At 63.2% G+C, this 14,216-nt stretch carries 14 protein-coding genes; 10 read left to right on the top strand and 4 right to left on the bottom strand.

The window, feature by feature from the left end; genetic code table 11:
- Positions 1-2 precede the first annotated feature (2 nt).
- The 4 genes from ACIGJE_RS29525 (at position 3) to ACIGJE_RS29540 (ending at position 6,120) form a co-directional block, all read left to right on the top strand.
- Positions 3-1,805: a sensor histidine kinase gene (locus tag ACIGJE_RS29525; protein WP_367624596.1), complete on the top strand. Its 1,803-nt coding sequence runs from the start codon at positions 3-5 to the stop codon at positions 1,803-1,805.
- Entirely contained in the window at positions 1,780-3,162 is a 1,383-nt protein-coding gene (locus tag ACIGJE_RS29530; RefSeq protein ID WP_149249678.1) for a sigma-54-dependent transcriptional regulator, read from the top strand. Before ACIGJE_RS29525 ends, ACIGJE_RS29530 begins: the two co-directional genes overlap by 26 nt.
- A gap of 24 nt (positions 3,163-3,186) precedes the next feature.
- Positions 3,187-4,449: a class I SAM-dependent methyltransferase gene (locus ACIGJE_RS29535; RefSeq protein ID WP_415085967.1), complete on the top strand. Its 1,263-nt coding sequence runs from the start codon at positions 3,187-3,189 to the stop codon at positions 4,447-4,449.
- Positions 4,450-4,563: 114 nt separating this feature from the next.
- On the top strand, positions 4,564-6,120 hold the full coding sequence (locus ACIGJE_RS29540) for a B12-binding domain-containing radical SAM protein (protein ID WP_415085969.1): 1,557 nt from the start codon (positions 4,564-4,566) through the stop codon (positions 6,118-6,120).
- A gap of 157 nt (positions 6,121-6,277) precedes the next feature.
- Here the strand turns inward: ACIGJE_RS29540 and ACIGJE_RS29545 are convergent, their stop codons facing one another.
- Complete coding sequence (locus tag ACIGJE_RS29545; RefSeq protein ID WP_367624331.1) at positions 6,278-6,805, bottom strand: DUF6428 family protein; 528 nt, start codon at positions 6,803-6,805, stop codon at positions 6,278-6,280.
- Between the two features lie 47 nt (positions 6,806-6,852).
- Between ACIGJE_RS29545 and ACIGJE_RS29550 the strand changes: the two genes are divergently transcribed.
- The 5 genes from ACIGJE_RS29550 to arsH are packed head-to-tail and all read left to right on the top strand — an operon-like array spanning position 6,853 to position 10,356.
- Positions 6,853-7,215 (top strand): ArsR/SmtB family transcription factor, encoded by a 363-nt coding sequence (locus ACIGJE_RS29550; protein WP_367624330.1) that lies wholly within the window; start codon positions 6,853-6,855, stop codon positions 7,213-7,215.
- Positions 7,208-7,750 carry an arsenate reductase ArsC gene (locus ACIGJE_RS29555; RefSeq protein WP_367624329.1) on the top strand — a complete coding sequence of 181 codons (543 nt, stop codon included), beginning with the start codon at positions 7,208-7,210 and terminating at the stop codon, positions 7,748-7,750. Before ACIGJE_RS29550 ends, ACIGJE_RS29555 begins: the two co-directional genes overlap by 8 nt.
- The gene (gene arsN2 / locus ACIGJE_RS29560) at positions 7,747-8,589 is read left to right on the top strand and encodes an arsenic resistance N-acetyltransferase ArsN2 (protein ID WP_483680355.1); all 843 of its coding nucleotides are present in this window, start codon (positions 7,747-7,749) and stop codon (positions 8,587-8,589) included. Before ACIGJE_RS29555 ends, arsN2 begins: the two co-directional genes overlap by 4 nt.
- Before the next feature lies 1 nt (position 8,590).
- On the top strand, positions 8,591-9,646 hold the full coding sequence (gene arsB, locus ACIGJE_RS29565; RefSeq protein ID WP_367624328.1) for an ACR3 family arsenite efflux transporter: 1,056 nt from the start codon (positions 8,591-8,593) through the stop codon (positions 9,644-9,646).
- Positions 9,643-10,356, top strand: coding sequence for an arsenical resistance protein ArsH (gene arsH, locus ACIGJE_RS29570; RefSeq protein ID WP_311944981.1), 714 nt, complete (start codon positions 9,643-9,645; stop codon positions 10,354-10,356). Before arsB ends, arsH begins: the two co-directional genes overlap by 4 nt.
- A 127-nt stretch (positions 10,357-10,483) precedes the next feature.
- Here arsH and ACIGJE_RS29575 read toward each other — a convergent pair whose 3' ends face one another.
- On the bottom strand, positions 10,484-11,341 hold the full coding sequence (locus ACIGJE_RS29575; protein ID WP_415085973.1) for a MipA/OmpV family protein: 858 nt from the start codon (positions 11,339-11,341) through the stop codon (positions 10,484-10,486).
- A gap of 152 nt (positions 11,342-11,493) precedes the next feature.
- Positions 11,494-12,108 carry a TetR/AcrR family transcriptional regulator gene (locus tag ACIGJE_RS29580; protein WP_415085975.1) on the bottom strand — a complete coding sequence of 205 codons (615 nt, stop codon included), beginning with the start codon at positions 12,106-12,108 and terminating at the stop codon, positions 11,494-11,496.
- Positions 12,109-12,228: 120 nt separating this feature from the next.
- On the opposite strand from ACIGJE_RS29580, the gene ACIGJE_RS29585 reads away from it, so the two are divergent.
- A complete protein-coding gene (locus ACIGJE_RS29585; RefSeq protein ID WP_367624325.1) occupies positions 12,229-12,798 on the top strand; it encodes a hydrolase in 570 nt (189 codons plus the stop codon).
- 104 nt (positions 12,799-12,902) lie between these two features.
- On the opposite strand, the gene glyA is transcribed toward ACIGJE_RS29585, so the two are convergent.
- Positions 12,903-14,207 carry a serine hydroxymethyltransferase gene (gene glyA / locus ACIGJE_RS29590; protein ID WP_483680358.1) on the bottom strand — a complete coding sequence of 435 codons (1,305 nt, stop codon included), beginning with the start codon at positions 14,205-14,207 and terminating at the stop codon, positions 12,903-12,905.
- Between the last annotated feature and the right edge of the window lie 9 nt (positions 14,208-14,216).

The raw sequence follows: 14,216 nt of genomic DNA on the forward strand, positions 1-14,216 counted from the left end.
CGATGCTCACCGTTCTCTATAAATGGTGGAGCCGGTCGATACGCTGGAAGCTCGTCGGCGTGTTCGTGATCATCAGCGTCATCCCGATGCTGATCGCGACCAAATTCGCCACGCAGGTCGTCTCCACCACCTTCGAGGACAATGTCGAGGCCTGGCTGTTCCAGACCTCGCACTTTTTCGTGGCCAACATTCTCGACCAGCGTCGGGAAACTGCCAGCATCGCCGACGTGCTCGCCGAGAACGGCAGCCTGACCGCTCTCGTCACCGGGCAGTCGCGAGAAATGCCGCCGGCAGTGTCGCATATGATCAACGCGCTCGGCTACGACCTCCTGCTGATCTCCGACAATGAAGGCAGGATCGTCTTCTCCTCCAAGCCCGCCACCAACATCACCAGCGTGCCCTTCGGCGAGGGGCAGAAGCTCTATCTCGACGTGATCGACGGTACGCCGACCCTGATGGCAGCGGGTTCCAGCACCTTCGACTATCAGGGCCAGCGCTACCATGTGCTGATCGGCACGCTGGTCGACCAGAGCTTCGTCGCCAATATGGGAGCGCTGTCGTCGCTGACCGTCCGCCTCTACTACAAGGTCAACGGTCAGTTCACGCAGGTCTACGCCTCCGGCGGCCAAGCCTCAGTGGCGTTGCCCCCGGCAACGCTGGCCGAAGTCGCCGGCAACGCCGCTGACGAGTATACATCCGCCGACATCGACGACGAAGACACCTCCATCGGCATCTATGCGCCGATCCGTGACGGCAACAATCTCATCGGCGTGCTGTTTTGCGGCCTCAGTTCGGAGTCGGGTATTGCCGACTGGGTGACGAGCAAGAACCTGTTCATCGCCATCTTCGCCTTCGGCATGCTGCTGTCGCTCGGTGCCGGGTTGATCATGTCGCGCCTGCTCACCAGCCCGGTCATCCGCCTTGCGGAAGGCGTCAACGCCATCGCGAAGGGCGATTTCACCCAACGCGTGCCGACGCGCCGCCATGACGAGCTCGGCCAGCTTTCCACCGCCTTCAACTCGATGGCCCAGCAGCTGGAGGGTCTGCGCAAGATGGAGGCCAAGCTCAGACGGCGCGAGCGCATGACCACGCTCGGCGAGGTCGCCGCCGGCCTCGCCCATGAGGTGCGCAATCCGCTCGGCATCATCAAGACGTCCGCCGAACTCCTGCAGAACGGTGCCAATCTGACCGAGGTGGAAACGCGGCGCCTCGGTTATGTCATCGACGAAGTCCGCCGCATCGACCAGCTCATCCGCGACTTCCTGGCCTTTGCCCGGCCGCCGCAGCGCATGATGGACCTGGCTCCCGTCGATCTGATCGACCGGGTTCTCGGCAGTTGCCAGAGCGAGATCGAGCATCAGAAAATCCTTGTCAACGTCGAGGATGAAAGCGGCGGTGCCCGCATCCATGTCGATCGCGACCAGATGATCCAGGCCTGCCTCAACCTGGTGCTCAATGCCCTGCAAGCCATGGAAGGAATGCCCGAACTGGCGACGGCACCCGGCCTTGCCGTTCGCCCGCGTCTCGATATCCGCATCGCCAGCGAAGGAGACGAGGTGCATTTCATCTTTGCCGATAATGGCCCGGGCATCCCGCCAACCCTGATCGACCGCATCTTCGATCCCTTCGTCACCACCAAGGACAGCGGCACCGGCCTCGGCCTCGCCCGCGTCTTCGCAGTTGCCGAGGGCCATGGCGGCTGGATCGAGGCCCGCAACGCTGCGCATGGCGGCGCCATTTTCGAACTCGTGATACCCGCATCCCAACGGAGGGCAGGCGATGTCCCAAACGATCCTGCTCGTTGACGACGAGGTGAAGCTGCTCGACGTGCTGAGTGGCGTGCTGGAGGGGCTGGGCTACCGCCCGCTCACCGCCAGCAGCGGTGCTGCCGCGCTCGAGCGGCTGGAGCAAGAACCCGTCGACCTCGTGCTCAGCGATCTGCGCATGCCCGGCATGAGCGGGCAGGAATTGCTGGCCGAGATTCACCGTCGCCATCCCTCGATGCCTGTGGTGATCATGACGGCCTACTCGACCGTGCGCGACGCGGTCCAGGCCATCAAGGATGGCGCCTTCGACTATATCGACAAGCCGATCGAACAGGAGGAACTGGCGACGACCCTCGCCAACGCGCTGCGCCTTCACGAGGCCTTGCGCGACAATGAACGGCTACGCCAGGAACTGGCGGGGCGCTACAAGTTCGACACGCTGGTGGGCAAGTCTCCGGCCTTCCAGAAGGTGCTGCGCGCGGTCAGCGAAGTGTGCGAACAGCGCACCACCGTGCTGCTCACCGGCGAGAGTGGCTCGGGCAAGGAAGTGGTGGCACGCGCCATCCACTTCAACAGCCCGCGCCAGCGCAAGCCCTTCGTCGCCGTCAATTGCGCCGCCATTCCCGAAGCGCTGCTGGAAAGTGAGTTCTTCGGTCATGTGAAGGGCAGCTTCACCGGCGCGGTCAGCAACCGTGTCGGCCGCTTCGCCCAGGCCGAGGGCGGAACTCTCTTCCTTGACGAGGTTGGTGACATGCCGCTCAACCTGCAGGCCAAGATCCTGCGCGTGCTGCAGGAACGCCAATATGAGCCAGTGGGAGCGACGGGTTCGCGCACGGCCGACGTGCGCATCATCGCCGCAACCAATCGCGACCTCACCCAGATGGTGGCCGAGAACAAGTTCCGCGAGGACCTTTATTACCGCCTCGCCGTTTTCCCGATTGCCTTGCCCCCGCTGCGCGAACGCGCCGAGGACATTCCGCTGTTTCTCGATCTTTTCGCCGACGACCTCGCACCCACGCTCGGCAAGCGCGACATCCGTTTCAGTCCCGATGCAGTGCGCGTGCTGGCCGCCTATCGCTGGCCCGGCAATATCCGCGAATTGCAGAACTGCGTGGAACGTTCGCTGATTTCGGCACGTGGCCCGGTGATATCGGCCACCGACCTGCCGCCCTACATCGCCGAAAAGCCAGGTAACGGCGCGGCGCAGGACTTCCCCATTCAACTCGACGATGCAGCTGCCGCCTTCGAGCGCGGTCTCATCGTCGAGGCCCTGAAGCGGGCCGACGGCGTGCAGGTGCGCGCAGCCGAACTGCTCGGCATCAATGAACGCAGCCTTTGGCACCGGTTGAAGAAATACGACATCACCGTCTCCAAGACGGTCGGGCCGCGCTCCTAGCGCCACCCCATAGGAGATCATGAGATGGATTCCATCCTGGACCGCATCCTGCGCTGGGCCTTCGCCAGGATCGTCAGCCGCGGCAATCTGACGGTGGTGACACCCGCCGGAACCAGGCTCATCTTCGGCGACGGCAGCGGCGAACCAGTCACCGTCCACCTGACGGACCGGGCTGCCGTGGCGGCCCTGCTGGCCGATCCGGACATGCGGCTCGGCGAGCTCTACATGGACGAGCGCTTCCTGGTCGAACAAGGCTCGATCTATGATTTCGTGCATCTCATCCTGCGTGAGGGCCAGAACCAGACCCATCCCCTGCCCGCGCGCCTCATCGACCGGACGCGCGCCGCCCTGCGCCGCTTCCGGCTGCGCAACCTGCCGAGCCGTTCCAAGCGCAATGTCGCGCATCACTATGATCTCGATGGACGCCTCTACAATCTGTTCCTGGATGCCGACCGGCAATATTCCTGCGCCTATTTCGAACATCCCGGCCAGAGCCTGGAGGAGGCCCAGGCTGCCAAGAAGCAGCATATCATCGCAAAGCTCAGAGTCGGGCCGCAGCACCGGGTGCTCGACATCGGTTCGGGCTGGGGCGGTCTCGCCTGCTCGATCGCCGAAGCGGGTGCAAGCGAGGTCCGCGGCGTCACCCTGTCGGAAGAGCAACTCGCCTTTGCCCGCGCGCGGCCCAAGGGTGCCGCCGAAGGCCGCGTCCATTTCGACCTGATCGATTATCGCAGTGTCCAGGGGCATTTCGACCGCATCGTTTCCGTCGGCATGTTCGAGCATGTCGGCCTTGCCCATTACGAGACCTACTTCAGGACGGCGGCCCGGCTCCTGGCCGATGATGGGGTGATGCTGCTCCACACCATCGGCTGCTCGGCCGAACCCGGCTTCACCACGCCCTGGCTCGACAAATACATCTTCCCCGGCGGCTATATTCCCTCGCTCTCGGAGATCCTGCCGGCCATCGAACGCGCCGGGCTGATCGTCACCGATGTGGAGGTGCTGCGCTTGCACTACGCCGAAACCCTGAGAGCCTGGCGCGAACGCTTCCTGGCGCGCTGGAGCGAGGCCGAGGCGCTCTACGACGCTCGTTTCTGCCGGATGTGGGAATATTACCTTGCCGCCGCCGAGGTTGCCTTCCGCTGCGAAGACCTCGTGGTGTTCCAGATCCAGCTTGCCAAGTCCAACCAGGCCCTGCCGATGACGCGCGACTATATCGCCGCCGCGCACCCACCGGCCACCGGCAATTTTACAAATGTAGACACGCAACTCGACAGCGCGGCCTGAGACGGCGCGCGCCAACTGCTGCCGCCCGGCTCGCCGCCGGGCAAACCTTCGAACGCAACGAACTGATGGAATAGCCGCAAGAACATCCTTCAACACCACTGAACGGTGACGACCATGGCCCATATCGTGCTGATCAATCCGCGCTTCGAGGCTTCCTATTGGGGATTGGAACATGCCCTACCCCTGTTCGACGCCAAGGCCAACCTGCCGGTCGCCTGCCTGCCCTTGCTGGCAGCGCTGACACCGGCCGAACACACCGTGACCCTGATCGACGAAAACGTCGAAGCAATCGACTACGAGCTCTGCGCCCGGGCAGATATTATCGGCCTCACCGGCATGATCGTACAGCGTTTCCGCATGCGCGAGATCCTCGACGAACTCAAGCGCCACAATTGTTTCGTGGCGGTCGGCGGGCCCTGGATCACCGTGCGGGAGGACTATTTCGGCGATGATGCCGACGTCACCTTCGTCGGTGAGGCCGAGGAAAGCTGGCCGCGCTTTCTGGATGATTGGATCCAGAACCGCCATGCCCGCCGCTACGAACAGGCCGACAAAACCGACATGAGCACGGTGCCGGTACCGCGCTTCGACCTTCTCAAGATGGACGACTACGCCGTCGGCAGCGTGCAGTTCTCGCGCGGCTGCCCGTTCACCTGCGAATTCTGCGACATCATCGTGGTGTTCGGTCGCAAGCCGCGCATCAAGACCAGCAGGCAAGTCATCGCCGAACTGGAGGCGTTGCTGGCGACAGGCATGGATACCGCCTTCATCGTCGACGACAACCTGATCGGCAACAAGAAGGCGATCAAGGACGTGCTGCGTGACGTCATCGCCTGGCAGGTCGCGCATGACTATCCGATGACCTTCGTCACCGAGGCCTCTATCGACCTCGCCGACGATGCCGAGCTGATGGAGCTGATGGTCGACGCCAATATCAGGGTGGTATTCATCGGCATCGAGACGCCGAACGAGGCGGCTCTGCGCGAAACCAAGAAGCTGCAGAACGTGCGCAAGGGCGCCACCATGCTGGAGAAGGTCCACACCATCCAGCGCAGCGGCATCGAGGTGTGGTGCGGCATGATCCTCGGCTTCGACAGCGACGATGCCACCATCTTCGAGGCCCAGCGCCGCTTTATCAAGGACTCGCGCATCGTCAATGCCATGGTGGGCATGCTCGCAGCCATTCCCAAGACGCCGCTCTATAGCCGCCTCGCCAAGGAGGGTCGCCTCGACCTCGCCGACCGGCAGCCCTACGGCACCAATGTCATCCCCCTCAATTTCAGCCGCGAGGCGTTGCGCGACGGCTATCTGGACGTAATGGCCGATCTTCACCAGCCCCAGGCCTATTTCGATCGCCTGGATGCCCTCTATCTCGACGAGCGCATCAGGCCCGAACGCTCGAGGCTGCGGCATCTGCGCCGCCATCCGCTGCGTTTGGCAAGGCTCAACCTGATGTGGATGCTGGAGGCCGCCGGCATCTTCCTGCGCCTGATGCGCCGGGTACCCCAGAAGGAACTGCGCCGGGTCTATCGCCAGCGCCTGTGGACGATGCTCAAACGCCGGCGCTCACCGGTGGTAATGCAGATCTACGCGATCAAATGCGCCATGCACTACCACGCCCACACCATGATCACCGACATGCGAGCCGGCCGGATCGTCAACTCGTTCTGAAAAATGCGGAGCAAGCCTGCGCTCGGCCTAGTACTCTACAGTTGCTTCTTTGTTCGAAGGGGATTTGGAGTGTCAGCCCCGCTCCATCACTTGATGGAGCTGTGGAGGCTGACACTCCCCTTTTCCCGTGCTCCTTCATGCAAACGCAACTGCAGTGCTAGCAGCACCCGCCGCCGCTTGCTTTCGAACTGCAGCACGCCGTCGCGCCGGCCGGTTGCTCGAGCCGATGGCGCGGCTTGCAAATTGCCGGGCGCCCTTCGAGTTTGAGGACGATCTGCTCGCCACCGGCGATTTCAAGTGCACCGACATCGAATATCTGCATGGGCTCGCCAGGCTGGCCCACCTCGAAGGTAAGCCGGGCATCCGCTTCGAGCTCCAGCCTTTCCGCGACCCGTTGCAGAATTCGTTCGAATTTGGCGACGGACATGAAATCCCCGTCGGCGGTCGCCTCGATGTCCTCGACCTGCAGGATCGTTTCTCGCCAGGCATCCGGATTGCCGCCACAATCCAGGGTGACGAACGAGCCCGCCTTGACCTCGGTGACATGATAGCCGGGCCGTATCGTCCGCTCGCCATAATGCAGCACCAGCCCCTTGCCGGCATGCGGCTTCAACGCAGCTCGGAAACCGTCGAGCGAGGCATCGCCGCCAAATTCGATCGTCAATGGGCTGGCAGAAGCGTTCATGTTGGTGTATCCATCATTTCAATGAGTCTTGAGATGTTGAGATAAAAATGGACGAAAAGCAAGCCCTCAATGCCTTCGCCGCCCTATCCCAGGAAACGCGGCTGAGGATCGTCAAGCTGCTGGTGACGGCTGGCCCGGGCGGCTTGGCGGCAGGCGCGATTGGCGAGGCCATGGACGGCGCTTCCTCCTCGCGCATGTCGTTTCACCTCAGCCACCTCGAGCAGGCCGGTCTGGTTGAATCGCGCCGTGAGGGACGTTCGATCCTCTACAGCGCGGCCTATCCGGCGCTTTCCGGCCTGATCGAATTCCTCATGCGTGACTGCTGTCAGGGCCACCCGGAAGTCTGCAATCCCGCCGTCGCCTCGCTCTCGGCGTGCTGTGCTCCTCGAAAGGATATCCCCCATGCCTGACCCGCATGCGCCTTCGCACATCTACAATGTGCTGTTCCTGTGCACCGGCAACTCGGCCCGCTCGATCCTGGCCGAGAGCATCCTGCGCAAGGATGGCCGTGGCCGCTTCAACGCCTTCTCGGCCGGCAGCAAGCCCAGGGGCAGCGTCCATCATTTCGCACTGCATTGCCTGGAACGGGCTGGATATCCGATCGAAGGCCTGCGCTCGAAGAGCTGGGACGAGTTCTCCGGGCCTGATGTGCCGCAGATGGATTTCGTCTTCACCGTCTGCGACGACGCGCATGGCGAGACCTGTCCGGTCTGGCCCGGGCACCCGATGTCGGCCCATTGGGGCATCGAGGACCCGGCTCGTGTCGAGGGCAGCGACATCGAGAAGGAAACGGCGTTCGTCACGGCGCTGCGTTTTCTCAAAAACCGCATCAGTGCTTTCATCGCTCTGCCAGTCGCCAGCCTGGATCAGGCATCCCTACGCGCACAGCTCATCGAAATCGGCCAATCCGAAGGGGCAACCTCGCCCCGCAACAGCGCGGCATGACGGCCAGCATGGATATCGTCATCTATCACAATCCCGATTGCGGCACTTCGCGCAACACACTGGCCTTGATCCGGCAATGGGGGACTGAGCCCCATGTCATCGAATATCTGAAAACGCCTCCCTCACGGGCCCTGCTGGCTCGGCTCGTCGAGCGAATGGGTATCGGCGTGCGAGCGCTGATCCGGCAGAAGGGCACGCCCTATGCGGAACTCGGATTGGATTCGCCTGATCTGACCGACGATCAGCTCCTGGATGCGATGATCGCACACCCCGTCCTGATCAACCGGCCCATCGTTGTCAGTCCACTTGGCGTGAAGCTCTGCCGACCGTCCGACGTCGCGCTTGATCTCCTTCCTCAAGCAATGGCACGCTCGAGGATCGAAAAGGAGGAAGGTGTTCCCTTCCTGAAGGACGTCGCCGCAGCTCCGACCAATCCGGCCTTTGTCGCCGCCCTCCAGGCGGAAAACTTACCGGTCGACGACCTCGCCGAGCCAGGCAGCAGATTCTTTGCCTATCACACACTCGACGGCCAGCCTGTCGGCTTTGGCGGCTATGAGTTGCAGGGCGACGAGGTTCTGATCCGATCGGTCGTGGTACCGCAGGAGGCGAGAGGAACGGGGATCGGCCGCAACATCGTGCCCTTGCTGCTCTACCGGGCTTATGAAGCTGGTGCAAAGCGAGCCTGGCTCCTGACGACATCGGCATCTGATTTCTTCTCTCGCGTCGGCTTCAAGCCGGTAGAGCGGGCAGCTGCGCCCATCGCGATCCTGGCGACACGCCAGGCGTCATCGCTTTGCCCCGCCAGCGCGGTGCTCATGACCCGCAAGATCAGTTTCTGACATGTCCACATTCGAACGCTACCTGACGCTCTGGGTTGCCCTTTGCATCCTCGCCGGCATTGCACTCGGCCATTTGATGCCGGCGGCCTTCCAAACCATCGGCGCCGCCGAGATCGCCAAGGTCAATCTCCCGGTCGCCGTGCTGATCTGGCTGATGGTCATCCCCATGCTGCTGAAGATCGACTTCGCCGCCCTGCGCGAGGTCGGCCGGCACTGGCGGGGCATCGGCGTCACCCTCTTCATCAATTGGGCCATCAAGCCATTCTCCATGGCATTGCTCGGCTGGCTGTTCATCGGCTGGCTGTTCCGGCCCTATCTGCCGGCTGTCCAGATCGACAGCTACATCGCCGGGCTCATCATCCTCGCTGCGGCGCCCTGCACCGCCATGGTGTTCGTCTGGTCGAACCTGACCAAGGGCGAGCCGCATTTCACCTTGAGCCAGGTCGCGCTCAACGATGCCATCATGGTCGTCGCCTTCGCGCCGATCGTCGGCCTGCTGCTCGGCCTCTCGGCGATCACCGTGCCATGGGGCACGCTCGTCCTGTCGGTCGGGCTTTATATCGTCATTCCGGTGACGGTGGCACAGTGGCTTCGCCGTCGCTTGCTGGCCACCGGAGGCCAGGCGGGGCTCGACCATTTTCTCGCGCGCATCGGCCCCCTCTCCCTGCTGGCGCTCCTCGCCACGCTGGTGCTGCTGTTCGGCTTCCAGGGCGAGCAGATCATCGCTCAACCCCTGGTCATCGCGCTGCTTGCCGTACCGATCCTGATCCAGGTCTATTTCAATGCGGGGCTTGCCTATGTGCTCAATCGCATCGCAGGCGAACAGCATTGCGTCGCCGGCCCCTCGGCCCTGATCGGCGCCTCCAACTTCTTCGAGCTTGCCGTTGCCGCCGCCATCAGCCTGTTCGGCTTCAACTCGGGGGCCGCCCTGGCAACCGTCGTCGGCGTGCTGATCGAAGTACCGGTGATGCTGTCCGTGGTGTGGATCGTGAATCGATCCAAGCCTTGGTATGAGCGGGGTTCCTCCGCGGCCGCAGCGGAAGGACGCGATGGATGACGAACGACCTGCCCAACATCGCCGCTGATTGCGTGCAAATCCCCTCGCTCGATCGTCTGCGGCCGAAGGCGTCGGGACATCCGCCACGCATCCTGATGCTCTATGGCTCGCTGCGGGAACGCTCCTACAGCAGGTTGCTGACCTTGGAAGCGGAACGGCTCCTCAGGCATTTCGGCGCAGAGACCCGGATCTTCGATCCGCATGGCTTGCCGCTGCCGGACACCGAGCCGGCAGATCATCCCAAGGTCCGCGAACTACGGGAGCTGTCGCAATGGTCAGAGGGGCAGGTCTGGTGCAGCCCTGAGCGCCATGGTGCCATGACAGGTATCATGAAGGCACAGATCGATTGGATTCCCTTGTCGATCGGAGCGGTACGCCCGACCCAGGGCAAGACGCTTGCCGTCATGCAGGTCTCAGGCGGTTCGCAATCCTTCAATGCGGTCAACCAGATGCGCGTCCTCGGCCGCTGGATGCGAATGATCACCATCCCCAACCAGTCCTCGGTCGCCAAGGCCTATGAGGAGTTCACGCCCGACGGTCGTATGAAGCCCTCATCCTATTACGAGCGCGTCGTCGATGTAATGGAAGAACTGGTCAAGTTCACCCTGCTGACGCGCGATGCCTCGGATTACCTCACCGATCGCTACAGCGAGCGGAAGGAAGCACACGCAGCCCTTGAAGCCCGTCTCAAACTGACGGAAGTCCGATGACTCAATCCCACGCTGGCCAGTGATCACCATCATCGGGCGGCACAGATCTTTGCACTGAGGGCTTCCTACCACGCACCTGCCGTGCTGGCGGATTTCTCGCGCGACTCTTCCATGGCGCTGCGCCCGCCTATCGGAATTTCAGGCCGAAGGAATAGCTCAGGCTGAGGCCGACCGTGTTCTGGTTGAGCGAACCGAAACGCTTCGTGACCGGGCTGTCCGCGGCATCGCCCGTCAGGCGCTCGTATTTGTCATAGAGCGTCGCTTTCCAGGCCGGCGAAAACTGGTAGGAAAGCGAAGCCAGGGCACCATAGGCCTTGATGCCGGCTGAGGGGTCGTAGGGGATCACCTGGCCATTGCGTGCGGCATCGCGCTCCGTCACACCGAAGGAGGAGCGCATATAGGTGCCGTTGCCAACCGACAGGCGCGGACCGATGGAAAAGGTGAAGGCGTCGTAGGGCTGCACCCAGTCGGCCGAGAAATCGGCGACCAGCCCTTGCCCGGCCCGCAGGGCCTGGCGCACTTCCGCCCGGGCACGGAGCTGATTCTCGATCAGCCAATATTCCATGAACAGGCCGGCATCGAGCGTCGCGGGCACCGTATGCACGCCGGTGAGGTCCCGCTCATCCGATCGCGAGCGGCCGCCACGGAAATCGGCAGCGGGCCCAATGGCAAAGCCATGGCTTTCGAACACCGAAAACGAGAATGCGTCATCGGGGGCGCCCCATCCGGGTGCCTCCCCTGCTCGCCTGATGTCGAAATCGGAGGGCAGCACGGTAACGCTGGTTTTCGAGGCTCCCTCATAGGTCGGTCCATACTGCGTCCCGACCCCCACCGTCACGATCCAGTCCGGACCGGCGTCGGGCTGTGAGGAAAAGTTCAGCACCGAATAGGGAGAACGTTCATCGGCATGCACTCGCGAGCCGGGCATGAACGTGCCGGCGGCGAAGCCAAGGAAAGCCAGAACGGGCAATACTCTCGAACGCATGGACGCAGCATCCTCAAACTGGATCGTACTTGCGGCGCGTTCCGTCGCGTTGACAAGCAAAATCAGGCTAGAGGCTTAAGATTTCATGGGCATGACGCGCCTGCGCCACGGGAGAGCTCTGCCGTTCGTCACCTCGTCTTGATTGTCAATCGTCATGGCCGTGCCGGCGTCAGCTTGGCCCCCAGATAGAGACGGTTCATCAATCTGAGCTGGTCCGGCGCGCCTGGCGTCGTCGGCGCGTCCTTGCGCATCATGCCGACCATGGTCTTCATATTGTTGAGCACGACTGCGGCGATGTCGTCCGCTTCGGCCTCCGCCAGGCCTGGCGCGTTGGCCATCAGCGCCGCGCGCACGCCGGCTAGAGCCTGAGCGCGGAAGCGCAGGCGGATCTGCGTCCAATCCGTCCTGGAATCCAGCAGGGCCGTAACGGCTCGCGCCTGGGGATGAAGCTTCACCAGGAGATCGATAAGGATGTCCGCCAGCTGCTCCGGCGTAGCGCCTGCCGCCTGATCGCGCACGGCGTCATAGGCAGCGGCAAGGACCGTTGCATAATGATCCATCAGCGCATCCGCCACCGCGTCCTTGCTGGGGAAGAAGCGATAGAGCGAACCGATGCGGGCATCGGCGCGCAGGGCGATCTCCGCCATGGTGGTCGCCTCGAAGCCCCGCTCCTGGATCACCTCCGCCGCCGCTTCCAGGAGTTCGGCGACGCGCTGCCGGCCGACCTCGCGCTGGGGCGCCAAGGTTTTGCGTTTCTGGCTTGACAAATTTGAGCCCATCCTCAAATACATACGCTGCTTGAGCAATTCCTCAAATAGATATCGATCTCCCCGCCATCATGCAACCCTGGCGCGAGGTAGTCGAAAACTCCGCAAAAGGATCAATCCATGCCCGCTCTGCCCGCCTCGACGACGGCTCTGATCTTGATCGATCTGCAAAAGGGAATTGTCGGCACGGCCGCCGAGCCCTATTCCGGCCCCGATGTGCTGATCAAGGGGCAGGAACTGGCCCGGCGCTTTCGGGCAGCCGGAGCGCCCGTCATCCTTGTCAATGTCGCCTTCTCCGCCGATCGCGGCGATGCCCTCAAGGCACCGGTCGACCAGCCCATGAGAATACCGCCCGGCGGATTTCCCGAGGGCTGGGCGGATCTGGCCGACGGTCTTGCAGACCCCTCCGACCTCAGGATCACCAAGCATCAATGGGGCGCCTTCTACGGCACCGAACTCGACCTGCAGCTGAGGCGCCGCGGCATCACCACCGTTGTCATCGGCGGCATCGCCACCAATATCGGCGTCGAATCGACCGCCCGCGCCGCCCATGAACACGGCTATGCCGTCGTGCTGGTGGAGGACGCCTGCACAGGCCGCGCTGCCGACATGCACGCCTTCGCCTTCCAGCGCATCTTCCCGCTGCTCGCCCGCGTGACCAAGGCCGACGACGTCACGTTGCAGCCATGACAAGCCCGCAGGTACGGTCGGGGATACGCAGCTAGAACCCTAAGACAACGGCGGGACAAGGCCATGGCTCGAACAGTCGCCATGGCCCTCCGCTGCGTCGTCGTTCACTCATAGATCGGGAAGCGCGCGAGCAGGCCGCTCACCTCCTGGCGCACCCCGGCTTCCACAGCGGCATTGCCCTCCTCGCCATTGGCGGCGAGACCATCGATCACCGCCAATGTGAGGCGGGCGACCTCCTTGAATTCCTCGACCATGAAGCCGCGTGTCGTGCAGGCTGGCGTGCCCAGGCGCACGCCGGAGGTCACCATCGGCCCCTGGGGATCGAAGGGAATGCCGTTCTTGTTGCAGGTGATGTGAGCCCGGCCGAGCGCCGCTTCCACCGCCTTGCCGGTGAGGTTCTTGCGGGTAAGGTCCACCAGCATCAGATGGGTATCGGTGCCACCCGACACGATGTCGACACCGCCGGAGGACAGCGCTTCGGCGAGGGCTCTGGCATTGTCGACGACATTGGCGGCATAGGTCTTGAACGCAGGGGTCAGCGCCTCGCCAAAGGCCACGGCCTTGGCAGCGATCACATGCATCAGCGGGCCGCCCTGCAGGCCGGGGAAGACCGCCGAATTGATCTTCTTGCCGAACTCCTCGTCATTCGACAGCACCATGCCGCCGCGCGGACCGCGCAGGGTCTTGTGCGTCGTGGTCGTCACCACATGGGCATGGTCGAGCGGGTTGGGGTGGACGCCGCCGGCGACCAGGCCGGCGAAATGCGCCATGTCGACGAAGAGCTTGGCGCCGACCTCGTCCGCGATCTCCCGGAAAGCCTTGAAATCGATGATGCGCGGATAGGCCGAGCCGCCGGCCAGGATAATTTTCGGCCGATGCGTCCTGGCAAGGTCGCGCACCTGATCGAGGTCGATGCGGTGCGTCTGCGGGTCGACGCCATAGGAAACCACGTTGAACCATTTGCCCGACTGGTTGACCGGCGCGCCATGGGTGAGGTGTCCGCCGGCGGCGAGGTTGAGGCCGAGAAAGGTATCGCTCGGCTGCATCAGGGCCATGAACACCGCCTGGTTCGCCTGGCTGCCGGAATTGGGCTGCACATTGGCAAAGCTGCAGTTGAACATCTGCCGCGCCCGCTCGCGGGCAAGGTCCTCGACCTCGTCGACATGCTGGCAGCCGCCATAATAGCGCCGCCCCGGATAGCCCTCGGCATATTTGTTGGTGAGGACCGAGCCTTGCGCTTCCAGCACGGCCCTGGAGACGATGTTTTCCGAGGCAATCAGCTCGATTTCCTCGCGCTGGCGATGGAGCTCGCGACCGATCGCACCGCTGACCGCCGGATCGGCCTTGGACAAGGTATCGTGAAAGAAATGGCCGATATCCGTGCTATCGGTTCTGACGGGGCTGTCCATGAAACTCCT

The organism is Labrys sp. E2SS-1L, assembly GCF_057073705.1.